This is a genomic window from Klebsiella sp. RHBSTW-00484 (assembly GCF_013705725.1).
GTDB lineage: Bacteria > Pseudomonadota > Gammaproteobacteria > Enterobacterales > Enterobacteriaceae > Klebsiella.
In genome coordinates, this window is sequence record NZ_CP055481.1 from 5,999,084 (window position 1) to 6,021,938 (window position 22,855).

At 55.9% G+C, this 22,855-nt stretch carries 20 protein-coding genes; 6 read left to right on the forward strand and 14 right to left on the reverse strand.

Features of this window, described 5'->3' with window-relative positions; translation table 11 throughout:
- Positions 1-77: 77 nt before the first annotated feature.
- From HV213_RS28235 to metE, 5 genes are all read right to left on the reverse strand, one after another.
- Positions 78-1,373 (reverse strand): anaerobic sulfatase maturase, encoded by a 1,296-nt coding sequence (locus HV213_RS28235; RefSeq protein WP_228288581.1) that lies wholly within the window; start codon positions 1,371-1,373, stop codon positions 78-80.
- A 165-nt stretch (positions 1,374-1,538) separates the two neighbouring features.
- Entirely contained in the window at positions 1,539-2,261 is a 723-nt protein-coding gene (locus tag HV213_RS28240; protein WP_181484127.1) for a GntR family transcriptional regulator, read from the reverse strand.
- A 43-nt stretch (positions 2,262-2,304) separates the two neighbouring features.
- Positions 2,305-4,050, reverse strand: coding sequence for a sulfatase (locus HV213_RS28245; protein WP_181484128.1), 1,746 nt, complete (start codon positions 4,048-4,050; stop codon positions 2,305-2,307).
- 22 nt (positions 4,051-4,072) lie between these two features.
- Complete coding sequence (locus HV213_RS28250; RefSeq protein ID WP_181484129.1) at positions 4,073-5,488, reverse strand: PTS transporter subunit EIIC; 1,416 nt, start codon at positions 5,486-5,488, stop codon at positions 4,073-4,075.
- A 427-nt stretch (positions 5,489-5,915) separates the two neighbouring features.
- Entirely contained in the window at positions 5,916-8,177 is a 2,262-nt protein-coding gene (gene metE, locus HV213_RS28255) for a 5-methyltetrahydropteroyltriglutamate--homocysteine S-methyltransferase (protein WP_181484130.1), read from the reverse strand.
- Positions 8,178-8,408: 231 nt separating this feature from the next.
- On the opposite strand from metE, the gene metR reads away from it, so the two are divergent.
- A complete protein-coding gene (gene metR / locus HV213_RS28260; RefSeq protein WP_181484131.1) occupies positions 8,409-9,362 on the forward strand; it encodes an HTH-type transcriptional regulator MetR in 954 nt (317 codons plus the stop codon).
- Here the strand turns inward: metR and HV213_RS28265 are convergent.
- The 3 genes from HV213_RS28265 to pldB form a co-directional block, all read right to left on the reverse strand.
- Positions 9,250-10,149: a carboxylate/amino acid/amine transporter gene (locus HV213_RS28265; protein ID WP_181484132.1), complete on the reverse strand. Its 900-nt coding sequence runs from the start codon at positions 10,147-10,149 to the stop codon at positions 9,250-9,252. The genes metR and HV213_RS28265 overlap by 113 nt on opposite strands.
- Before the next feature lie 88 nt (positions 10,150-10,237).
- Positions 10,238-11,038 (reverse strand): sugar/pyridoxal phosphate phosphatase YigL, encoded by an 801-nt coding sequence (gene yigL / locus HV213_RS28270; RefSeq protein ID WP_181484133.1) that lies wholly within the window; start codon positions 11,036-11,038, stop codon positions 10,238-10,240.
- 43 nt (positions 11,039-11,081) lie between these two features.
- Positions 11,082-12,074: a lysophospholipase L2 gene (gene pldB, locus HV213_RS28275; RefSeq protein ID WP_110276854.1), complete on the reverse strand. Its 993-nt coding sequence runs from the start codon at positions 12,072-12,074 to the stop codon at positions 11,082-11,084.
- 109 nt (positions 12,075-12,183) lie between these two features.
- Between pldB and rhtB the strand changes: the two genes are divergently transcribed.
- Together rhtB and HV213_RS28285 are read left to right on the forward strand one after the other, a co-directional pair.
- On the forward strand, positions 12,184-12,804 hold the full coding sequence (rhtB, locus tag HV213_RS28280) for a homoserine/homoserine lactone efflux protein (RefSeq protein ID WP_181484134.1): 621 nt from the start codon (positions 12,184-12,186) through the stop codon (positions 12,802-12,804).
- 162 nt (positions 12,805-12,966) lie between these two features.
- Complete coding sequence (locus HV213_RS28285; protein ID WP_181484135.1) at positions 12,967-13,875, forward strand: Rpn family recombination-promoting nuclease/putative transposase; 909 nt, start codon at positions 12,967-12,969, stop codon at positions 13,873-13,875.
- Between the two features lie 42 nt (positions 13,876-13,917).
- Here the strand turns inward: HV213_RS28285 and rhtC are convergent, their stop codons facing one another.
- From rhtC to pldA, 3 genes are all read right to left on the reverse strand, one after another.
- Entirely contained in the window at positions 13,918-14,538 is a 621-nt protein-coding gene (gene rhtC / locus HV213_RS28290) for a threonine export protein RhtC (protein WP_181484136.1), read from the reverse strand.
- A 61-nt stretch (positions 14,539-14,599) separates the two neighbouring features.
- The gene (recQ, locus tag HV213_RS28295; protein ID WP_181484137.1) at positions 14,600-16,426 is read right to left on the reverse strand and encodes an ATP-dependent DNA helicase RecQ; all 1,827 of its coding nucleotides are present in this window, start codon (positions 16,424-16,426) and stop codon (positions 14,600-14,602) included.
- A 67-nt stretch (positions 16,427-16,493) separates the two neighbouring features.
- Entirely contained in the window at positions 16,494-17,366 is an 873-nt protein-coding gene (pldA, locus tag HV213_RS28300; protein WP_181484138.1) for a phospholipase A, read from the reverse strand.
- A 154-nt stretch (positions 17,367-17,520) separates the two neighbouring features.
- Between pldA and yigI the strand changes: the two genes are divergently transcribed.
- Together yigI and rarD are read left to right on the forward strand one after the other, a co-directional pair.
- Positions 17,521-17,985 (forward strand): acyl-CoA thioesterase YigI, encoded by a 465-nt coding sequence (gene yigI, locus HV213_RS28305; protein WP_181484139.1) that lies wholly within the window; start codon positions 17,521-17,523, stop codon positions 17,983-17,985.
- A gap of 49 nt (positions 17,986-18,034) precedes the next feature.
- Positions 18,035-18,928, forward strand: a complete 894-nt coding sequence (rarD, locus tag HV213_RS28310) for an EamA family transporter RarD (RefSeq protein WP_181484140.1) — start codon at positions 18,035-18,037, stop codon at positions 18,926-18,928.
- Between the two features lie 27 nt (positions 18,929-18,955).
- On the opposite strand, the gene corA is transcribed toward rarD, so the two are convergent.
- Together corA and ysgD are read right to left on the reverse strand one after the other, a co-directional pair.
- On the reverse strand, positions 18,956-19,906 hold the full coding sequence (gene corA, locus HV213_RS28315) for a magnesium/cobalt transporter CorA (RefSeq protein ID WP_110276862.1): 951 nt from the start codon (positions 19,904-19,906) through the stop codon (positions 18,956-18,958).
- 150 nt (positions 19,907-20,056) lie between these two features.
- Positions 20,057-20,113 carry a YsgD/CorL family protein gene (ysgD, locus tag HV213_RS33825; RefSeq protein WP_350494802.1) on the reverse strand — a complete coding sequence of 19 codons (57 nt, stop codon included), beginning with the start codon at positions 20,111-20,113 and terminating at the stop codon, positions 20,057-20,059.
- 216 nt (positions 20,114-20,329) lie between these two features.
- Between ysgD and HV213_RS28320 the strand changes: the two genes are divergently transcribed.
- On the forward strand, positions 20,330-20,629 hold the full coding sequence (locus HV213_RS28320) for a hypothetical protein (protein ID WP_181484141.1): 300 nt from the start codon (positions 20,330-20,332) through the stop codon (positions 20,627-20,629).
- Positions 20,630-20,658: 29 nt separating this feature from the next.
- Here HV213_RS28320 and uvrD read toward each other — a convergent pair whose 3' ends face one another.
- Positions 20,659-22,821, reverse strand: a complete 2,163-nt coding sequence (gene uvrD / locus HV213_RS28325; protein WP_181484142.1) for a DNA helicase II — start codon at positions 22,819-22,821, stop codon at positions 20,659-20,661.
- Between the last annotated feature and the right edge of the window lie 34 nt (positions 22,822-22,855).

Below are 22,855 nucleotides of genomic sequence, written 5' to 3' on the forward strand. Positions count from 1 at the left end.
CTCCACCAGGCTTTCACTATGTCGCTGGCGAGTGAATTGCATGGTACATAGGGGTTTCTATAGACCCTCTGGCAACCTCAATGCTGCGCTCCGCAGCATTTTTTATATTTACGCCCGCTGCCGCACGGACAAGGGTCGTTGCGGGTAGCCGATTTCGGCTGCTGCTGCGCCTCTTTCGCCAGCCACTGCATAATCGCCGGAAGCGGATAGCCATTGTCCAGAAGCTGCCGCCAGACGTTCATATAAGGCGTCACGTGCTTGAAAAAGTGCTTATAGCCCGCGCACAGATAGTTGTGGCCAGGACGCCCGCTCGGCGAAACGGCAAAACGGTGCTTCGGGCAGCCGCCATGGCAAACAAAGCGAAACTCGCAGCTGCGGCAATCCGCCGTCAGCGTCTCTTTTTTGGCCTGACCAAAGGCGATGGCCTGTTCGCTATTGTTTAACTCCCGAATACTCTGCTGGTGAATATTACCCAGCTTATGCTCCGGGTAAACAAAGTGATCGCAGTTATACAGATCGCCGTTCGATTCCAACGCGAAAGCATGTCCGCAGGTTTGGGAATGCACGCACAGCACCGGCGGCTGGCCGGTCCACGCCGCTAACGCAACGTCAAACATCTGCACGTAGACGCTATCGACGTCGCGTCGCACCCAGATATCGAAAATTTGGTTCAGGAATTCACCGAACTGCCAGGAGGGCACCGTCCAGGGCGCAAGCCGCGCCGCGCTTTCTCCCGGCAGCACCAGCTGCAGCGGCGACGAGGCGTCGCTGCTCATGCGCTCGACCAGCGGAATAAACTGCATATAGCGTGAGCCCGCCGCCAGCAGGAAGTCATAAACCTCGCGGGCGTGATCGACGTTATGCTTGCCGACCACCGTCAGGGTGTTGAACTCGACGTTATGCGCCTTCAGCAGCGCCATTGCCGCAACGACCTTATCGTGAGTTCCCTTTCCGGCGCGGTTGACGCGGTACTGGTTATGCAGATGCGCAGGGCCGTCTATCGACAATCCCACCAGAAAACGCTGCTCGGCAAAAAATTGCGCCCACTCATCGTCCACCAGCACGCCGTTGGTTTGCAGGGCATGATCGATCTTTTTGCCGTTGGCGTATTTACCACAAAGCTCAACGACGCGGCGAAAGAACGGCAGCCCCATCATCGTCGGCTCACCGCCTTGCCAGGCAAAGGTCACCGCATCGCCAGACTGGGCCTCGATATGCTGGCGAATATAGTTTTCCAGCGTCTCGTCGGACATGCGCCAGTTTTTATTGCGTTCTGGATAAAGCGCTTCCTTTTCCAGATAAAAGCAGTAGGTACAATCGATGTTACACACCGAGCCGCTCGGTTTTGCCATCACGTGGCAGCTATTAATCATACTCATTTTCCCTGATTCGATGGCCCAGTATACTCTATGGATTTCGAGTTGCAGGAAGACGGCAAATGAGCGAATCCCCGGGAGCGTACATAAGTACGTGACTGGGGTGAGCGAGTGCAGCCAACGCACATGCAACTTGAAAGACGACGAGTATAAACTCTGCCATTAGCTATTCTCCACAACGTACTGATAGCAGCTGGCGATATGGCGGGCGATGGTGTATTCCACCAGCTCTCCGCGATCGTTAAAGCCCTGACGGGTCTTCACCAGCAGCGGCTCCCCTGCGGCAACCTGCAAAATATCGCAGTCCTGCGCGGTGGGCAGTTCGGCGGTAATCGTATCTTTATAGCCTTCGATGTTCTCGCCGCGCAGCTCCAGCGCGCTGTACAACCCTTCTTTAAACGCTTCTAACGTCAATTCGCCCAGACGCGGCGTTAGCCAGATGTAGTTTACCTGCGCGGGGAGTTCGTTTTGCCGATAAATCGTGCGGGTGAGACGCTGAATTTTCTGCTCCGCCGGGAGAGCGAACGCCTGCGCCACATCCGGCGGCGGCAAAAGATGTTCCAGTATCAGATTATGTCGCGAAATAGAGTGCTGCTGCTGGCCGTCGACCAGCCGGATACGGGTCTTTACTCCCTGTTTCTCGGAGGTGCTGATGACCATCGTGCCGATACCGGCCTGGCGTTTTACCAGCCCTTTGGCAGCCAGTTCAGCCAGCGCGCGCCGCGCCGTAATACGGCTGACGCCAAAAAGCTCTTCAAACTCGGCTTCGGTAGGCAGGACATCATTCTTCTTGTAGGCCCCACTTCTCAGTTTCTCGAGCAGAATGTCGTAAAGCTGAGCGTATAAAGGCTTCGCACCGCGAGAATAGTCCAGTTCTTCTTTCATTAACTTCGCACTCCTGTTCCCCGGCCGCAGCCGGGGCTACCCCTTAATCAAGTCGCATTTCTAGCGCCATCTTATAGTACACGCTCTGATGCTGCTCCTCTGGAACATCGTTCTGCACGAAAGCCCACAAATTTTCCCGATCCCATGTTGGCTGGCAGGATGACTGAAGCTTCTCTGCGAGCGCATGCTGACCGCTACCTTCCAAATGCTGCAGCAGCGCAAACAGGCCGTAGCGCACCTGCGGCGCAAAGGCGGCCAGCTCCGGCAGCAGATGCGGATCCAGCCCCAGCAGCGGACTTTGCGCATCATCCAGGCCATAGCGCGCGTACAGCTCAGCGGGCGCATCGTTTTCCTGCATCATGCGAATCATCTGCTCCACTAGCCGCCGCGCGACCTGTTCATCACGGCACTGGGTTTGTTGCGTTGGATCGGCCTCTAAATCATACAGACGATGACCAAAGCGATCGGCACCGCGGGTCATCACCGACTCGGCGGGGATTTTCATCACCGGGCAGCCTTTGGTAAAGCTAAATGGCGGATGCAGCGTCATCTCCCGCAGCTCCTGCGGCGTAAAACGGCGATTAATGCGCGTCGGCATCAGCGTGTATTCGTACAGGCCATCGATGCCTTGTTCAATGGGCGAGCGCATATAAACATAGCGACCATCGGTAATATTGATATGGCAGCCGTGATAGCCAAACAGGGCATAGTCACGCACTGGCGTATCGTCGCACAGCGCGGGAAGCAGCGACACGCCCTGCATATCCGCCGGTTTATCCAGACCAAAGCAGTCCAGCAGCGTCGCCGGAATATCAATTGTTTGCGCCAGCGCCTGACGGGATTCGCCCGCACCGCCGTGCTGCGGGTGCCAGATAAATAAAGGAATATTCGCCACTTCGTTATACAGCGGCATGATATTTTTTCCCCACCACTCGTGCTCACCGAGCAGAAAACCGTGGTCGGTATTGACGATCAGCATCGTATCACGCCACAGGTCGTAGCGATCCATATGGTCCAGCACCTTGCCAACATACGCATCGACCATGGTCAGTAGTGCCATATAATACTTCTGGATCATGCTCTTGCGTTCGGCGCTTTCGGTAACAAAGTAGTACGGCGGCCAGCCGTCAAACTGCGAAGGATCGTCAATGCCGTACATCTTCAGGTACTTTTCCGGCACGAAAAACGGCTCATGCGGATCGAAACACTCCAGTTGTAAAAACCAGTTATCGCTGGCGTGGTTGGTATCAATAAACTCCAGCCCTTTGCCGATCGTCCGCGCCAGATGATGGTCTTCTTCGTTGTGCATAAACTGCACGTTGATCTGATGCTGTACCCGGCTGGCGATCTTCCGCTGCTTGATCTCCTCCGGCTCGCCGGATTCGTAGCGATATTCTGGCTTATCAACGACGCCTTTCCAGGCGTCGCCTTCCTGACCACGCACAAATTCGTAGGTGCTGTAGCGCGAATGATAGGTCGCCCCGCCGTCGCGCCAGTAGTGCTTGTGGTCCGTCACCAGATGAGTGTGAATACCGTTTTTCTTCAGCAGCTCCGGAACCGAATCATCGAACGGCTCGATCGGCGACCAGCCGCGGTGTAAAAAATTATAGCGTCCGGTATGCAGTTCCCGGCGGGCGGGCATACAGGGCATGCTGCCGACGTAGCCGTTATCGAAACGGACCGTGCGTTCCTTCAGACGCTGAAAATTCGGCGTAATCGCCCGATCGCTGCCGTAGGCCGACAGCAGGCGCTTATTCAGCGAATCAAACATCAACATAATCGCTTTCATGCTTTACTCCTTAATCCTTCCTTCACGCCGTTTCTTTATCGTAACCGCGCATTTTGCCAACGATGTAAGTCAGTACAAAAGCCGCGGCGCAGCCGACCAGCCAGGAAATGATGTACTGCAAATATTTACCGTCAGCGATGAGCGGCAGCGCGGATAGCCCGGCTGCGCCAACGCCGTTGGTCGAGACGCCCAGCAGCACCACCATCATTCCGCCAAAACCGGCACCGATAGAACCGGTAATAAAGGCGAATCCGGCCGGAATATTGACGCCGAAAATGGTGGGTTCGCCTACTGCCAGAATGGAGGTTGGGATTGCGCCTCTGGCGATTTTTTTCATCACCGGGTCGCGGGTCAGCAGCAGTACCGCCGTCGCCGCGCCGACCATTCCGGCGTTGGACATGATCTGGATGGCGAACAGCGGCGCGTGGCCGGTGGCGTTAATCATCTCAAGATGGATTGGAAACAGGCCGTGGTGCAGGCCGAGCGAAATCAGGAACGGAAACAGCGCCGAGAGCACAAAGCCCGCTGCGATGCCGCCGGTAGAAAGCAGGCCGTTCAGCCCGTGCAGAATACCGTTAGAAACCACGCCCGCCACGGGCATAATTACCAGCAGCAGCGCCGCCGCCATCACCACCAGCACGATAGTCGGCGTCACCACCACATCCACAATATCCGGCACAAAGCGCCGGACCTGTTTTTCCAGCAGGCACATCAGCCATGCGCAAAGAATGACGCCAATCAGCCCGCCCTGCCCCGGGATCAGCCCCAGCGCGGTAATCTGCGGCACAATAGTGATCGCCCCCAGCAGGCCGCCCATCACCGCGTTGCCGTCAAACTCCTTCGCCGCCGTCACCCCGGTATAGATGGCGAGAAAACCGAACAGCGCCTTCGAGACGATATCGAGAAACTGGCTCACGCCCAGCATGTGCCGTTGGTCGAGTACTACTTGAGTCGGCGACAAGTCCCCCAGCGCCGCGACGTGATGCGCCAGCGCCCAGGAAGCAGCGGAGTTGACCAGCACGTTGTTAATACCCATCAGGATACCGGCCGCAATCAGCGACGGTAGAATTGGTACAAAGATATTGGCGATATGCTTGAGGATAACTTTGGTACGGGTTTGCTTTTTCGCTTTCTCCCGCGCCAGTTTTGCTTTTTGCTCTACGCTGCTGAGCGGCGCATCACCCGCAGGCTGGTCTTTCAGCAGCGCGTTAATCACATTCGCAACTTTGGTCGATTTCCCCGGCCCGACGATCACCTGCAAGGTATCGTCCTCCACCACGCCGAGCACGCCGTCGATACTTTTAAGTGCGGCGATATCCACCTGTGATTGCTCAGCGATGGTCATTCGGACGCGGGTCATACAGTTGGTGACATGCAGCAAATTCGACAGGCCACCGCAGTGCTTCACAATCGCATTTCCCACCTGGTTGTAGTCCATACAGAGGTTCCTTTATTCTTTTGGTGGTGATTGTTATAACAATATAATGTTATCATATTTGTGAGGGCGATCATAAAGGCGAATTAACGATCGTTTTTGGCGGGTGGTAGCTGGCCGGACTACTGTTCACAGCCGTCTGCGGGCCGGTCGCCCGGAAAGATGTGCAGCATCACCTTTGGGAAATGCGCCGGACCTGATGCATCGGCGTGGCTTCATCCCGGGGGCGGCGCTCAACGCGCCTTGCCCGGGCTACAGGTCCGTGCGTTCTGCGGGTTTGGTAGCCCGGAAAGATGTGCAGCATCGCCTCCGGGAAATACGCCGGACCTGATGCATCGGCGTGACTTCATCCCGGGGGCGTCGCTCGACGCGCCTTGCCCGGGCTACAGGTCCGTGCGTTCTGCGGGTTTGGTAGCCGGGTAATTCTACATTACCCCTGACGCAGGTTCTGCGCGGCTTTGACCATGTTAGCCAGCGCGGCACGGGTTTCCGGCCAGCCGCGGGTTTTCAGGCCGCAGTCCGGGTTCACCCACAGGCGCTCTGCTGGGATACGCTGCTCCGCTTTCTTCAGCAGGGCTTCAATCCACTCCACGCTTGGGACGTTCGGCGAGTGAATATCGTAGACGCCCGGCCCGATTTCGTTCGGATAGTCGAACTCTTCAAACGACTCCAGCAGCTCCATGTCGGAACGCGAGGTCTCGATGGTAATGACGTCGGCATCCAGCGCGGCAATGGAATCCATAATGTCGTTAAACTCGCAATAACACATATGGGTGTGGATCTGGGTGTCATCCTGCGCCACGGCGGCGTTAATGCGGAACGCTTCGACGCCCCACGCCAGGTAAGCATCCCAGTCGCTGCGCTTCAGCGGCAGACCTTCGCGCAGCGCCGGTTCGTCAATCTGAATAATACCGATCCCAGCGGCTTCCAGGTCTGCTACCTCATCCCGCAGCGCCAGCGCAATCTGCTTCGCGATGGTTTCACGGGTCACGTCTTCGCGCGGGAATGACCAGCAAAGAATGGTCACCGGACCGGTCAGCATTCCTTTTACCGGTTTGTCGGTCAGCGACTGGGCGTATTTCGCCCACTCGACGGTGATCGCTTCCGGGCGGCTAACATCGCCGATCACTACTGGCGGTTTAACGCAGCGGGAGCCGTAGCTCTGCACCCAGCCGTTCTGAGTGAAGATAAAACCGTCCAGGTGTTCACCGAAATATTCCACCATGTCGTTACGCTCGGCTTCACCGTGCACCAGCACGTCCAGCCCCAGGCGCTCCTGCTCCACAATCGCCTGCTTGATGTGCTCTGCTATGCCGGTACGATAGTTATTCGCATCGAGATTGCCCTTTTTGAAGTCCAGACGCAGGCCGCGAATTTCCGTGGTTTGCGGGAAAGAACCGATAGTGGTGGTCGGCCAGGCCGGGAGCTTAAAGCGCGCCCGCTGCGCTTCGGCACGCACCTCATAGGCGCTCGCGCGCTGGCTGTCCTCGGCGGTAATCACCGCCAGGCGTTTTTCGACCGCCGCGTTATGCACGCGAGTCGAGTGGCGACGGGCCTGGATCGGCGCGCTCCATTCGGTAATTGCGGCAGTATCACCGCTGTTCAGGGCATCACGCAGCAGCGCCAGCTCGGCGCATTTTTGCAAAGCGAAGGCAAACCAGCTCTTCACTTCCGCATCCAGACGAGTTTCCACGCTCAGGTCGATCGGGCTGTGCAGCAGGGAACAAGAAGAAGCCACCCACAGATCGCGTTTACCGACGATGTCTTTAATCTGCGCGTATTTCTCGGTGAGATCGGCGCGCCAGACGTTGCGACCGTTGATCAGCCCCGCAGAGAGCAGCCAGCCGACAGGCAGACGTTGGTGCAGCTCTGCTACATCATCTTTACCGTGAACAAAATCAACGTGCAGACCCTGTACCGGCAGCGCGGTAATGGTATCAAGGTTCGCCGTAATGCCTTCAAAATAGGTGGTCAGCAGCAGCTTAACCTGGCCGCTAAGCGCCTCATAAGCCGGTTGGAAGGCCGCCAGCCACTCCTGCGGCAGCTCGAGCACCAGCGCTGGTTCATCAATCTGTACCCACTCAATGCCGCGTTTTGCCAGCTCAGTCAGCACCTGCTGATAGACCGGCAGAATATCGTTCAGCAAGCTCAGGCGGTCGAACTGCTCGCCTTTCACCTTACCGAGCCACAGGTAAGTGACCGGCCCCAGCAGAACGGGTTTGACCTTGTGGCCCAGCGCCAACGCTTCGTCCACTTCATCCAGCAGCTGAGTCCAGGTCAGTTTGAACTGCTGGCCCTTCACGAATTCCGGCACCATGTAGTGGTAGTTGGTGTTAAACCATTTGGTCATTTCCGCTGCGGCAGCCGGTTCACCGGTCGGTGCGCGACCTCGGCCAATGCGGAACAGGGTATCGATATCGACGGAGTCGTCTTTGTTCTGATGACGAGCCGGCACGTTGCCGAGCAGCAGGCTGGTGGTCAGAACATGGTCGTACCAGGCGAAATCACCCACCGGCAGCAGATCAACGCCTGCCTGCTTCTGCTGTTCCCAATGGCGAGCACGCAGCTCACGCCCAACCGCCAGCAGTTCTTCACGGCTGGTGTTGCCTGCCCAGTAGCTCTCTTGCGCTTTTTTCAGCTCGCGGCGCAGGCCAACGCGAGGGAAACCGAGGGTGTGGTTAATAATTGTCATTTTTTGAGCCTCATAATTGTAATCCGAAAGATTTCGGATTTAGGGAAGGCGGCAAACTTGCTCATCCCCAGGAGCTTACTGAAGTAAGTGACTGGGGTGAGGAAGTGCGGCCAACGCACCATAAATTCGAAAGATAAAGGATTTAGCCATCCAGATGTTTACACATCCATAATGTGAATGTACTGTATATTCCTCAAGCGCAAATTATTCATGCCGAAGTGAAGGACTTTCATGATCGAAATTAAACACCTGAAAACGCTCCAGGCGTTGCGGAATAGCGGTTCTCTGGCAGGCGCGGCAGCGGCCCTGCACCAGACCCAATCCGCCTTGTCCCACCAGTTCAGCGATCTGGAACAGCGCCTTGGCTTTCGTCTATTTGTGCGTAAAAGCCAGCCGCTGCGCTTTACCCCACAGGGAGAGATTCTGCTACAGCTAGCCAATCAGGTACTGCCGCAAATTAGCCGCGCCTTGCAGGATTGCAATGAGCCGCAGCAAACCCGTCTGCGTATCGCCATCGAATGCCATAGCTGTATTCAATGGCTCACCCCGGCTCTGGAGAATTTCCGCGCCCGCTGGCCGCATGTGGAAGTGGATTTTCAGTCCGGAGTCACCTTTGACCCGCAGCCAGGGTTGCAGCAGGGTGAGCTGGATCTTGTGATGACCTCTGATATTCTGCCGCGCAGCGGTCTGCACTATTCACCGATGTTTGATTTTGAAGTGCGTCTGGTGCTGGCGCCGGATCATCCGCTGGCGGCAAAAACGCGGATTGCGCCTGAGGATTTAGCCACCGAGCTGCTGCTGATTTACCCGGTGCAGCGCGCGCGCCTGGATATCTGGCGTCACTTTTTACAACCAGCAGGGATCAGCCCGCAGCTGAAGAGCGTCGACAATACGTTGCTGTTAATTCAGATGGTGGCCGCACGGATGGGTATCGCTGCCCTGCCGCACTGGGTAGTAGAAAACTTTGAACGCCAGGGCCTGGTGGTGACCAAAACCCTGGGCGAGGGACTGTGGAGCCGGCTGTACGCCGCAGTGCGCGATGGCGAGCAGCGGCAGCCGGCCACCGAGGCGTTTATTCGCTCAGCGCGGAACCACGCTTGCGACCACTTACCGTTTGTGAGGAGTGCGGAGCGACCCAACGCCGATGGACCCACAGCGAGGCCAGGATCACCAGAGCTCCAATAATAAAGCTCGGCCAGCGGGGCTGCTCCTGCCAGATGGCAAGGTTCACCAGCAGCCCGGCGGGCACGTGCATATTGTTCATGATGCCGAGCGTACCAGCATCAACCTGGGTGGCACCGTAGTTCCACATAAAATAACCGATTCCCGACGCCGCCACGCCAAGAAAGACCAGAATGCCCCACTGTAGCGACGTTTCCGGCATTTTCTGCGCGTTACCCATCAGACTCCAGGCAACTACCGCCACCAGAAATGCCCCGATATAGAACCAGGCGAAAGCGTTATGCTGTGGCATCGGGCGCGTTTCCATCAGGCGCTTATAGCCCACCATCCCGATAGCGAAGCTGATGTTGGAGAGCTGTACCAGGATCAGACCGGTCCAGAAATGGTTGGTCACCTGGTCATAGCGAATAATTCCTGCGCCAATAACCGCCAGCAGCGCGCTGCAGGCATAGCCCCAGCGCAGGCGACGTCGGCTCATGAGATCGTAGATTAGAGTAATATAGAGCGGCGTCAGAACGGTAAACAGCAGGAGCTCAGAGACCGTCAAATAGAGGTAGGCGTGGAAGCTCAACATATACATGATACCAAGCTGCATCGCGCCCACCAGCATATACAAGCCAATAGTTGTCAGGCTTTGTCCACGGGTACGCAGGAAGGGCAAAAACACCAGCGCCGCCAGGCCAACGCGCGCCAGCACCGCGAAATAGCTATCGACATGACCCGCCAGATATTCGCCGTACAGGCTAAAGGAAAAGGCCCACAGAATGGTGGTGATAATCAGTAGCGCCACAATGAATGTCTCATAGATTAAAGAACATTCATTGTAGCGAAGAGGTCAGTTGACAACTGCTCAATTATAGAGCAGTTGTCAATCTTTTTTAGTCGAGATACAGTTTACGCAGATAGTGCGGTACGGCGTCATCGGCGTTGCTGCCGATCACTTCCAGCTCAGGATGCAGGTCCTTCAGGCGCTGGTGCGCGTTAACCATAATGCAGCCCTTACCCGCCATCGACAGCATTTCCGCATCGTTCATGCCGTCGCCGAAGGCGATGCACTCTTTCAGGCTATAGCCGAGCATTTTCGCCACCGCTTCCAGCGCATGACCCTTCGATACGCCGCCTGCCATCACTTCCAGGCAGGTCACGGTAGAGAAACTCACGTTTACGCGGTCACCCCAGCGCGCGTTGATCGCCTGCTCCAGCGGCAGTAGCTGCTCATGCTTATCACAGGTGAAAAAGACCTTGCTGATCCCCTCAGGGTCCAGCTCGCCCGGCTCATACAGCTTGTAGTTGAACACTGCCTCTTTGAAGAAACGCATCTCCTCAGGACGATGGCGGTTCATAAACCACTCATCTTCACGGTAAACGTTGGTCACAATCGCCGGATCGTTGCGCATCATCTCAAACAGGTCGGTGGCGATATCGCGGTCAAGGTTGTGAGCAAAGATCTGATTCCCTTCGCTATCGTGCACTCGCGCACCATTGGAGGTGATCATGTAGGATTTAATGCCGAGATTATCGCGAATTTGCCCAACATCAATGTAATGGCGGCCGGTCGCGAACACAAAGTTGATACCGCGTGCGGTAAGCAGCTTCAGCGTCTCTTTAGCGTAGGGAGTTAAGCAGTGATCGGGGGAAAGCAGCGTGCCATCTAAGTCAGACGCAACAACCTGGTACATAAAAATTTTAACCTCTAAGCAGGGCGACTAGCGTTTCGCCAGATTAATTATGTCGACGGAAAAAATCGACGATAGCATTCAGCGCGACTGAGCGCAGGGCGTCCTTTTCAAAAAGGATCTCATGGTATGCCCCTTCTATGACAAACGGCTTATTCCCTTCACAGGGATGACCGGCAGCGGCACGGAGTTCACAGTAGCGATCGTGCATACGGTTATCAACCACCCGCTCTTCTTCAGCCTGGAGCAACAAAGTTGGCGTGACGTCTTTTTCTACCCCAGCCAACACCTCTTCGCCCGCGAGGATCCCCTCACGCACCCAGTGGAACGTCGGCCCGCCGACCCGCAGCTGCGGGTCATCGGCATAAAAACGTAGGTTGCGACGATAACGTTGACGGCTATGCGTCAGCACGTTGACCGCATAGGGCAACGCCCGCCAGCGGCCGGTACCGATGGCATACTCTTCGCGAATGCGCTGATGGCCCTCAGCCCAATCGAGAATATGGCGCACCATCCAGTCAGGAAAACGCATGACAATCCCGAACATCGGCGCGCAGAGCGCTATCGCGTCACAATGCTGCTGGTGACGCTGCAAAAATAGCGTCGCAATAGCTCCGCCCATCGAGTGAGCCAGTATATACCGTTTCCGCCAGTGCCCCGGAACCACTTCCTGTTGCCAGAATGCGGCAAGATCATCAACGTAATCGCTGAAATTGACGACGTGTCCACGGTGGGTATCAGAAAGCATCCGTCCGGAACGACCCTGCCCGCGATGATCGATAATCATCACATCAAAACCGCAATGGAAGAGATCGTAAGCCAGCTCGGCATACTTAACGTAGCTTTCAATGCGACCCGGACAGATAACAATCACCCGGTCATTACTCTTGGCGCAGAAGCGAACAAAGCGCACCGGAACATTATCCACGCCCCTGAATTCCGCTTCTTCTCGCTGACGCCAGAAATCGGTCAGTGGCCCCATGGTAAAGGCCGCGAACGCGTTTTCTCGTGTTTCCCAGTCCTTTTGCTGCAAAAACATCGGGCTTACACCCCTGATAACCGCTGAAAATCGTTTTTTTATCGTGTATCACACAATGCTTACACAATAGCGTATTGTGGCATAAAAACAGACAATCAGGGAGTTTCTCATGACGTTCGAGTGGTGGTGTGCCTATCTGCTGACATCTATTATTCTCAGCCTGTCGCCGGGTTCCGGGGCGATTAATACCATGACCACCTCAATCAATCATGGCTATCGCGGGGCGGCGGCCTCGATTGCTGGTCTACAGACCGGGCTGGGCATTCATATCGTGCTGGTCGGCGTCGGTTTGGGCACGCTATTTTCCCGCTCGCTGTTAGCCTTTGAAATCCTCAAATGGGCAGGCGCAGCCTATCTTATCTGGCTCGGGATTCAGCAATGGCGGGCCGCGGGTTCAATCGATCTCAATACCCTTGCGAAAGTGCAGACTCGCGGAAAGCTCTTTAAACGCGCGGTGTTTGTTAACCTGACCAATCCGAAAAGCATCGTGTTTCTTGCCGCCCTATTCCCGCAGTTTATCGTGCCCAATCAGCCTCAGGTAATGCAGTACCTCGTGCTCGGCACCACCACTATCGTGGTCGATATCATTGTGATGATTGGCTACGCGACGCTGGCCCAACGCATCGCGGCGTGGATTAAGGGGCCGAAACAGATGAAGGCGCTGAACAAGGTATTCGGCTCGCTGTTTATGCTGGTCGGGGCGCTGCTGGCTTCCGCCCGTCACGCCTGATGAATGGAATCACGCTCGCAATTTGAGGTTCACCTTGTGGACGCAGCAACGTCGTCACTCGAGGGCGCACGCAAAGAGAGAAGATAATTCTTTTGCGTACTGTCGACTCCGCAGCGCCAATGCCAGAATGCCGCCAGATGCTCTTATTCATGGACGAAAACAATGGCGGAAGCGGCAACTCCACATGATGCGGTATTCAGAACCTTTCTCTCCCGCGTGGAAACCGCGCGGGACTTTATTGAGATCCACCTGCCGCCCTCGCTAATTCAGATTTGCAAACTGGATACACTGCGCCTGGAATCAGGGAGCTTTATTGAAGACGACCTGCGGCCTTATTACAGCGATATACTCTATTCACTGGAGACCACCAGCGGTCAGGGCTACGTGCATGTCCTGATTGAACACCAAAGCTCGCCCGATAAACTGATGGCGTTTCGCTTGATGCGTTACGCCATCGCCGCCATGCAGAGGCATCTCGAGAATGGGCACAAGACGCTGCCGCTGGTGATCCCAATTCTCTTTTATCAGGGGCGGCGAAGCCCCTACCCCTGGTCCCTGAACTGGCTGGAGAGCTTTGCCGATCCGGATACTGCACGCCAGCTATACGCCAACACCTTTCCGCTGGTGGATATCACCGTTATCCCCGATGACGAAATCATGCAGCACCGCAGTATGGCGGCCCTGACGCTGGTGCAAAAGCATATTCGCCAACGCGATATGGCTGAGCTTCTGGACAAGCTCACCAGTCTGCTGATGCTCGAACAGATGAGCAGACAACAGATTACCGTACTGATAAAATATATGACCCAAGCGGGAGAAGAGCAGGACGTTCGACCGTTATTATATGAGCTGGCACAGCGGGTGCCGCAGCATGGAGAAGTACTGATGACTCTGGCAGAAAAGTGGCTCGAGGAAGGTATGCAGAAGGGCATCAAGGAAGGCATAAAAAACGGCAAGCGCGCCGCCTTTATGGAAGTCGCAAAAGCAATGCTCAACCGGGGCATCGATGATACTGCGGTTATGGAAATGACCGGTCTCACACCTGACGATTTGCAGCAGCTCCGTCATTAATACCCGGCCCACCCGTAAACCCCTGGACGGGCCGCAGAATACTTAGCGCGAAAGAATCAGGTGAATGCCGAAACCGGCGAACAGCGTACCGGCGAAGCCGTCGATCCACTTCGCCATCCGCTGATAGCCGCGGCGCATCCCCGGTAGGGCAAACAGGCTGGCAACCACCGTAAACCAGGCCAGGGTCTCCAGTACGATCAGCAGAAAAATGCCCCAGCGCGCGCTGGCGGTAACGTCGTCGCCAACAAACAACGAGAACACAGAACCGAAGTAAATAATCGCTTTCGGGTTCGCCAGGTTGGTGAGTAGCCCCTTCAGGAAGCTCCGGCCGCTACGCGCCAGCTCAACCTGTGGCTCCGCCGCCGCTACGTCGCTTTTCTTCAGCGCGCCGCGCAGCATCTGGAAGCCCATCCAGCACAGATACAGCCCGCCGCCGACCATGATAATGGTGTGCAGCCAGGCCATTTTCTCGATAATCAGGTTCAGGCCGAGCAGCGCTACGCCCGCCCACACCATCACGCCGCAGGTGATCCCCAGGACGCCCATCATCGCCTCTTTGCGGGAGCGGCTAACGGCGGTTTGTGAGACAAAGAAAAAATCCGGTCCCGGACTCATCAGCGCAATGATATGCACCAGCGCCACGGTGAGGAAAAGCGTCAACATGATTAACTCGCAGGAAAATAGTAAGGACGAAAACTATATTTGCACTTTTTCGTCTGGCTGACTACTCATCATCGCCATCCACGTGCGCACGGATCAGAGCCATAAACTCTTTACCAAAACGCTCAAGCTTACGCGTGCCCACGCCGTTCACGCTGAGCATCTCACCTGCGCTCAGCGGCGTTTGTTCGGCCATCTCAATCAGCGTCGCATCGTTAAACACGACGTACGGTGGGATATTCTCTTCGTCGGCGATCGCTTTACGCAGTTTACGCAGCTTCGCGAACAGTTTGCGATCGTAATTACCGCCGAAGGATTTCTGCATCGCCTTCGGCTTCAGCGCCACAATGCGCGGTACGGCAAGCTGTAGCGTAACGTCGCCGCGCAGAACCGGGCGAGCAGCTTCGGTGAGCTGTAGCGCGGAGTGCTGGGCAATATTCTGCGTCACCAGCCCCAGGTGAATAAGCTGACGGATAACGCTGACCCAGTGCTCGTGACTCTGCTCGCGACCGATACCGTAGACCGGCAGCTTATCGTGTGCCATATCGCGAATACGCTGGTTATTAGCGCCGCGCAGCACTTCCACCACGTAGCCCATACCAAAACGCTGATTGACGCGATAAATCGTCGACAGCGCCTTACGCGCGTCCATTAAACCGTCGTACTGCTTCGGCGGGTCGAGGCAGATATCGCAGTTTCCGCACGGCTCCTGACGCCCTTCGCCAAAGTAGTTGAGCAGCACCAGACGGCGGCAGGTTTGCGCTTCGGCAAACGCCCCCATCGCGTTCAGTTTATGACGCTCAATATCCTGCAACGGCCCGGCGGGCTTCTCTTCAAGGCAGCGCCTGAGCCACGCCATATCTGCCGGATCGTAAAACAGCATGGCTTCGGCAGGCAGGCCATCGCGCCCGGCGCGCCCGGTCTCCTGGTAATAGGATTCAATATTGCGGGGGATGTCGAAATGCACCACAAAACGCACGTTCGGTTTGTTGATGCCCATGCCAAAGGCCACCGTCGCCACCACGATTTGCAGGTCATCGCGCTGGAATTTCTCCTGCACATCAGCACGAACCTGATGTTCCAGGCCCGCATGGTACGCAGCCGCACTAACGCCGCGGCTTTGCAGACGCGCGGCGGTATCTTCCACTTTCGAACGGCTATTGCAGTAGATGATTCCCGACTTGCCGCGCTGATCCTGCACGTAGCGCATCAGTTGATCCAACGGCTTAAACTTTTCCATCAGCATATAGCGGATGTTGGGCCGGTCGAAGCTGCTGACCTGAATCAGCGGGTCATTCAACCCCAGCAGACGGACGATATCACGACGGGTGGTATCATCGGCGGTGGCGGTGAGCGCCATAAATGGGATCTGCGGTATCCGCTGACGCAGTTGACCGAGCGCGGCGTATTCCGGGCGGAAATCGTGGCCCCACTGGGAAATACAGTGGGCTTCATCAACCGCCAGCATCGACAGATTCCAGTGGCTGAGATGCTCAAGGAAGTTATCCAGCATCAGGCGTTCCGGGGCGATATACAGCAGACGAATTTGCCCGCTGCGACAGCCAGCCATCACTTCCTGCTGCTGCTCACGGCTCTGCGTTGAGTTCAGGCACGCCGCCGCTACGCCGTTGGCCAGTAGCTGATCGACCTGGTCCTTCATCAGTGAGATAAGCGGCGATACCACGACGGTCAGGCCGCCCAGCACCAGCGCCGGAACCTGATAACACAGCGACTTTCCGCCGCCGGTCGGCATCACCACCAGGCAATCGCGCCCTGCCAGCGCCGTATCGATAATGGTATCCTGGCCCGGGCGAAACTGCTGGTAGCCGAAGGTTTCTTGTAAAACCTGCTTAGCCAGCAATTCCTGATTTAATACTTCCGCCTGCGCCACATTGACCCCATATGCCTGAAAAGAAAACAGGCGCTATTTTCAGCGCCTGAGAGCCAGAGTGCAACGATTAAAACAGATCGTTGAGCATCAGCCCGACGCCGACGCGGGTCTGGTTAAAGTTATAATCGATGAGTGACTCACCATAACCGCTATAGACCTGAGTATAGACGCGCACATGTTTGGTGACCGGATAACTCACCCCAAGCTCAGCACCACCGTATCCGGTATTCCAGTTATATTGCCCCTGGGCGCTAAGAATCGCGTCGCCAAGTTGATAACCCACTTTCAGGCGGTAATAGCCCATATATTTGGTGATATCCGGGTTATCGTCAGTGCTGCCAATCACGTACCAGGGCTTCACCTCCACCAGCCAGTTGCCGTTCTGCGCCATCAAGCGGGTATAGAGACGATTCCAGCTGCGGGACGTGGGATCGGAGCGGCCGTTGGAGTCGTGGTTATAGCCCATTTCAACATCGCGCAATGTCCAGCCAGCAAACGAATAGTCGGTCGCAAAACCGAGGAACAACTGCGGCTCATAGTTGGTTTCGCGAAACGGTGCCGACTCCTTGCTGTTGGAGAGTTGCCACCAGGATTTCTGCGTATAAGAAGCCCCCAGCAGCGAGTTGTCGCCAAAGATCCCCCGCCATAGCGGAAAGCCGAGACTTAGCTGGAACTTCACTTCGTCTTTACGCGCGTTGTCAGCCCAATCGTAGCTGCGGATCGCTTCTTTATTGAGATCGCTGGTCCACGTATAGAGCAGATAGTTGCTCTCATAGGGATAAAGTAAGAACGGATTATCATGGTCCTGTAACAGGTTGGCGATAATACTCCCACGAACAGCCGGGGTGTCATGGACCTGTTGATTCACGAGCGCGTCCTGCGCCAGAACGCCAGCCGGAAGCGCAGCAAGCGCCAGCAGGCAGGCCAAAGAGATACGCATTGCTGTTCTCCTGGATGGATAATTATTATTTCTGTTTAACCCAACCAGCATTCTACCTATTTATGCGTCTTCTGACCTGTTATCCGTTCTTAAAGTAGAAATCAATATTTTAGAAGCATAAAATCAACATTTCGTTAACCTTTGGGATGTTGTTATGTCTGAACTGACCGCCGCCGCCGCCCTTAAGCTGGTGGGAGAAATCTTTGTTTATCATATGCCTTATAACCGTGCCTTAGGGCTGGAGCTGGAGCGCTACGAAAAAGAGTTTGCTCAGATCAGCTTTAATAACCAGCCGATGATGGTCGGCAACTGGGCACAAAGCATTTTACACGGCGGGGTTATCGCCTCCGCGCTGGATGTCGCCGCAGGGCTGGTCTGTGTGGGCAGCACGCTGACTCGCCACGACACTATCAACGAAGAAGAGCTGCGCCAGCGTCTTTCGCGGATGGGGACCATCGATCTGCGCGTTGATTATTTGCGCCCTGGCCGAGGGGAACGCTTCACCGCCACCAGCAGCCTGCTGCGCGCCGGTAACAAAGTGGCGGTGGCCCGCGTCGAGCTACATAACGAAGAGCAGGTTTATATCGCCAGCGCCACGGCGACGTATATGGTGGGTTGATTAGCCTAAATCGAGTAACATCACTCTCTTTGGCAATGGATTTGTACCGATGGATGCGAAACAAACGCGGGTAGGGGTTCTTCTGGCCCTGGCCGCCTATTTTATCTGGGGTATCGCACCTGCGTACTTCAAGCTTATCTACTATGTTCCCGCCGATGAAATTCTGACTCACCGCGTGATCTGGTCCTTCTTTTTTATGGTGGCGCTGGTCAGCATCAGCCGCCAGTGGCCGCAGGTCAAAAGGCTGCTTAAAACACCGAAAAAGGTCTTCCTGCTGGCGCTGTCGGCCGTGCTGATCGGCGGCAACTGGCTGCTGTTTATCTGGTCGGTCAACAACCATCATATGCTGGAAGCCAGCCTCGGTTATTTTATTAACCCGCTGGTGAACATCGTGCTGGGGATGATCTTCCTGGGAGAGCGCTTTCGCCGGATGCAGTGGCTGGCGGTGCTGCTGGCCGCCTGCGGTGTGCTGGTGCAGCTCTGGACTTTCGGCTCGCTGCCGATTATTGCGCTGGGCCTGGCGTTCAGCTTCGCCTTCTACGGCCTGGTGCGTAAGAAGATCGCCGTTGATGCGCAAACCGGGATGCTGTTCGAAACCCTGTGGCTGCTGCCGGTCGCCGCTATCTATCTGTTTGGCATTGCCGATAGCCCAACCAGCCATATGGGTCAGAACCCATGGTCGCTGAACCTGCTGTTAATCGCGGCGGGCGTGGTGACCACAATCCCGCTGCTGTGCTTTACCGGTGCGGCGACGCGTCTGCGCCTCTCCACGCTGGGCTTTTTCCAGTATATCGGTCCGACGCTGATGTTCCTGCTGGCAGTAACGTTTTACGGTGAGGTGCCGGGCGCAGATAAGATGGTGACCTTCGCCTTTATCTGGGTGGCGCTGGCGATTTTCGTGATGGATGCGATTTACACCATACGCAGAACGCGTAGGGCATAACGAAAAAAGGAGCCGAAGCTCCTTTTTTTACAGCCAGTTTTTGCGCTTAAAGTACAGATACGGCGCCAGACCGGCGAGCATCATAAAGACAATCGCGCCGGGGTAACCGAAGCTCCAGTGCAGCTCGGGCATAAATTCGAAGTTCATCCCATAGCTGGAAGCCACCAGCGTCGGCGGCAGGAACACCACGGAAACCACCGAGAAGATCTTGATGATGCGGTTCTGCTCGATATTGATAAAGCCCATCGCCGCCTGCATCAGGAAGTTAACTTTCTGGAACAGTGATTCGTTGTGCGGCAGCAGGGATTCGATATCGCGCAGGATCTCACGCGCCTGCTCCAGCTGGCCCGCCGGTAAACGCGCCTTACGCACGAGGAAGTTCAGCGCGCGCTGGGTGTCCATCAGACACAGGCGAACTTTCCAGCCGATATCTTCCTGCTCAGCGAGGGTAGAGAGTGCCTCATCGTAATCATCGCCCTGACGGCCTTCCATAATCACCCGGCTGAGTTTTTCCAGGTCGCTGTAGATGTTTTCAATTTCATCCGCCAGCTGTTCGATTTTGGTTTCGAACAGGTCAAGCAGCAGCTCGTAGGCATTGCCATCAACCATCGACTGGTTGCGAACGCGCATACGATACAGGCGGAAAGCGGGCAGCTCCCGCTCGCGCAGGGTGAACAGACGTCCTTCGCGGATAGTAAACGCCACGGTAGAGTTACCGGCGTGATCCTCTGCATCTTCAAAAAAGAAAAATGAGTGGATGTGTAGACCGTCTTCATCTTCAAAGAAACGCGCTGACGCTTCGATGTCTTCCAGTTCCGGGCGCGTTGCCAGGTTCTGGCCCAATTCCGTTTGCACGCGGCTTCGTTCTTCATCGTCAGGCTCGACCAGATCGACCCACACCGAACTGGCGAGGTGCTTGATCTCATCTGCTTCCAGACGCGTTAAACGATTATTTTCCAGTTGAAATGCGCTCAGCATGACCGGGACTCCCAATGCAAAAAAATTATCGGACAGTTCGGTGGGCACACAGAAACAATTTGGGTTTCAGACCATAAAGCCTGACTCAGAGCGACGGGAATAGAACGGGTCGCCGACAACCGCTAAGGCTATCAGCATAAGAGGATAGCCTTAGGAGTTGTTCCTGATGGACAGGAAGTTGAGCCAGCATCTACTGGGTGTGTCCAAGGCGAATGTCCTCTTAGCGTAATCGTGCGCGCATGTTACGCCAGCAAAAATTTGCCGTCAACCGATGTTCGGTCCGGCATAAGCACGCTTAAAAAGCGCTTCTGCATAGCGTAAGGCATCTTTATATATTCCTATTTTTAAACACATCATTTGAAATTTATTGAAACTAAAACTTAATATTGCTAACGCAGTCTCTCTTCTCACTTAAGGAAAATCATGAAAAGGATTATTGTTCCTGCCGCGTTATGTTTTACTCTTGCAGGCTGCGCGACTGGCGCGCCGGATATGATGGTGATACAACAGGCAACGGCCACACAGCTGGGATTAGCCTCCACCGATGAAGTCACGGTTTCTAACGTTGTGAAAGGCAAGCCAAGCGCCCTCGGCGGTAGTACAGTGACCTACGACGCCGTAACTGCGAGAGGGCGTAAATTTACCTGTAATACAATGATGATGCCTAATCTCAATCCGTTGGAAAAACCCACCTACACTTCGTTTCAGTGCCAACCTAAATAACCACACTTGCGCCGCAATGGCGCAAGTATTTACACTGTTTCCAGCCGCGCATAGGCAGCAACCAGCCACTTGATCCCTTGCCCCTGAAATGCGACCTGCAGACGACTGTGTTCGCCGCTGCCTTCAAGATTCACGATGGTGCCTTCGCCAAACTTAGCATGGCGCACACGCTGGCCCAGCTTATATCCAGTGTCGTTTTCCGCCATCGGGGTGCCCATGCGCTGATGACTCACCGGGCGACTGACCGTCGCGCGCAGCCGCACCTCTTCCACGCACGCTTCCGGCAGTTCGCCGATAAAGCGTGACGGACGATGATAAACCTCTTTGCCATACAGGCGGCGGGTTTCGGCATAGGTCAGGGTCAGCTTCTGCATTGCCCGGGTCACGCCAACGTAGGCCAGGCGACGTTCCTCTTCCAGGCGACCGCCCTCATCGAGCGCCATCTGGCTCGGGAACATCCCCTCTTCCACGCCGACGATAAACACCTGCGGGAACTCCAGCCCTTTCGCCGAGTGCAGGGTCATCAGCTGTACCGCGTCCTGCCAGGTGTCCGCCTGCCCTTCGCCCGCTTCCAGCGCGGCGTGGGAAAGGAACGCCTGTAGCGGCATCAGGTCTTCATCTTCTTCGTTGTAGCTGAACTGGCGCGTTGCCGTCACCAGTTCCTCTAAGTTTTCGATACGCGTCTGGCCTTTCTCGCCCTTCTCCTGCTCGTACATCGTGCGTAGGCCGGAATCCTTGATGACCCGGTCAGTCTGCACGTGCAGCGGCATATCAGCGGTTTCCTGCGCCAGAGCGTCAATCAGCTCCATAAAGCGCTGTAAGGCGCTGGCGGCACGACCGGCGAGAACTTTATCTTTTAGCAACTCGCGACAGGCCTGCCACAGCGTCAGCTGGCGGTCGCGCGAGGTCTGACGCACCACGTCCAGGGTACGATCGCCGATACCGCGCGTTGGGGTATTCACCACGCGTTCAAACGCCGCGTCGTCATTACGGTTGGCAATCAGACGCAGGTAGGAGAGCGCATCTTTGATCTCCTGGCGTTCGAAGAATCGCATACCGCCATAAATACGATACGGCATGCTGGCCTGTAGCAGCGCCTCTTCCAGCACGCGCGACTGGGCGTTGCTGCGATACAAAATCGCACACTGCGCCAGCTGACCACCGTTTTCCTGCCAGGTTTTGATGCGGTTGACGACAAAACGCGCCTCATCAAGATCGTTAAACGCACAGTAGAGCGAAATCGGCTCACCGTCGGCACCGTCGGTCCACAGCTTTTTGCCCAGACGCCCGCTGTTGTTCTCAATCAGGGCGTTCGCCGCGCTGAGGATATTGCTGGTCGAACGATAGTTCTGCTCCAGGCGGATAGTTTCTGCGCCAGGGAAGTCGTTGAGGAAGCGCTGGATGTTTTCCACCTGCGCACCTCGCCAGCCGTAAATGGACTGGTCGTCATCACCAACGATCATAACCTTGCCAGTGTCACCCGCCAGCAGGCGGATCCACGCATACTGAATGTTGTTGGTATCCTGGAATTCGTCCACCAGGATATTGGTAAAACGCTCGCGGTAGTGCTGGAGAATATGCGGTTTGTTGAGCCACAGCTCATGAGCGCGCAGCAGCAGCTCGGCAAAATCTACCAGCCCGGCACGATCGCAGGCTTCCTGATAGGCCTGATAAACCTTCTGCCAGGTCTGCTCAACCGGATTACCGTAGCTTTGAATATGATGCGGGCGCAGCCCTTCGTCTTTCTGACCGTTGATGTACCACATCGCCTGACGCGGCGGCCACTGCTTCTCATCAAGATTCATCGCCTTAATCAGGCGTTTAAGCAGGCGCAACTGGTCTTCGCTATCGAGGATCTGGAAATCCTGCGGCAGGTTAGCATCAAGGTGATGAGCGCGCAGCAGGCGGTGCGCCAGCCCGTGGAAGGTGCCGACCCACATGCCGCCCTGGGTGGTGCCCATCAGTTGGCCGATACGATGGCGCATTTCCGCCGCCGCTTTATTGGTAAAGGTCACCGCCATAATGGAGTAAGGCGAACAGTTCTCAACGCTCAGCAGCCAGGCGATGCGGTGTACCAGCACGCGTGTCTTACCGCTGCCCGCTCCGGCCAACACCAGCATGTTAGTACGTGTTGCCGCAACGGCTTCACGCTGTTTGTCATTGAGGCTGTCGAGCAGGTAAGAAACGTCCATTGGCACCGCCGGAAATGAGACGCCCGGCAACGTT

What these genes read in the sequence shown, in the direction of transcription:
- metE (WP_181484130.1), bottom strand. Translation starts at nt 8,177, where the DNA reads ATGACAATTATTAACCACACCCTCGGTTTCCCTCGCGTTGGCCTGCGC.
- yigI (WP_181484139.1), top strand. Translation starts at nt 17,521, where the DNA reads ATGTCTGAACTGACCGCCGCCGCCGCCCTTAAGCTGGTGGGAGAAATC.
- HV213_RS28240 (WP_181484127.1), bottom strand. Translation starts at nt 2,261, where the DNA reads ATGAAAGAAGAACTGGACTATTCTCGCGGTGCGAAGCCTTTATACGCT.
- HV213_RS28320 (WP_181484141.1), top strand. Translation starts at nt 20,330, where the DNA reads ATGAAAAGGATTATTGTTCCTGCCGCGTTATGTTTTACTCTTGCAGGC.
- rhtC (WP_181484136.1), bottom strand. Translation starts at nt 14,538, where the DNA reads ATGTTGACGCTTTTCCTCACCGTGGCGCTGGTGCATATCATTGCGCTG.
- HV213_RS28285 (WP_181484135.1), top strand. Translation starts at nt 12,967, where the DNA reads ATGGCGGAAGCGGCAACTCCACATGATGCGGTATTCAGAACCTTTCTC.
- rhtB (WP_181484134.1), top strand. Translation starts at nt 12,184, where the DNA reads ATGACGTTCGAGTGGTGGTGTGCCTATCTGCTGACATCTATTATTCTC.
- yigL (WP_181484133.1), bottom strand. Translation starts at nt 11,038, where the DNA reads ATGTACCAGGTTGTTGCGTCTGACTTAGATGGCACGCTGCTTTCCCCC.
- pldA (WP_181484138.1), bottom strand. Translation starts at nt 17,366, where the DNA reads ATGCGTATCTCTTTGGCCTGCCTGCTGGCGCTTGCTGCGCTTCCGGCT.
- HV213_RS28245 (WP_181484128.1), bottom strand. Translation starts at nt 4,050, where the DNA reads ATGAAAGCGATTATGTTGATGTTTGATTCGCTGAATAAGCGCCTGCTG.
- rarD (WP_181484140.1), top strand. Translation starts at nt 18,035, where the DNA reads ATGGATGCGAAACAAACGCGGGTAGGGGTTCTTCTGGCCCTGGCCGCC.
- pldB (WP_110276854.1), bottom strand. Translation starts at nt 12,074, where the DNA reads ATGTTTTTGCAGCAAAAGGACTGGGAAACACGAGAAAACGCGTTCGCG.
- HV213_RS28235 (WP_228288581.1), bottom strand. Translation starts at nt 1,373, where the DNA reads ATGATTAATAGCTGCCACGTGATGGCAAAACCGAGCGGCTCGGTGTGT.
- corA (WP_110276862.1), bottom strand. Translation starts at nt 19,906, where the DNA reads ATGCTGAGCGCATTTCAACTGGAAAATAATCGTTTAACGCGTCTGGAA.
- uvrD (WP_181484142.1), bottom strand. Translation starts at nt 22,821, where the DNA reads ATGGACGTTTCTTACCTGCTCGACAGCCTCAATGACAAACAGCGTGAA.
- HV213_RS28250 (WP_181484129.1), bottom strand. Translation starts at nt 5,488, where the DNA reads ATGGACTACAACCAGGTGGGAAATGCGATTGTGAAGCACTGCGGTGGC.
- metR (WP_181484131.1), top strand. Translation starts at nt 8,409, where the DNA reads ATGATCGAAATTAAACACCTGAAAACGCTCCAGGCGTTGCGGAATAGC.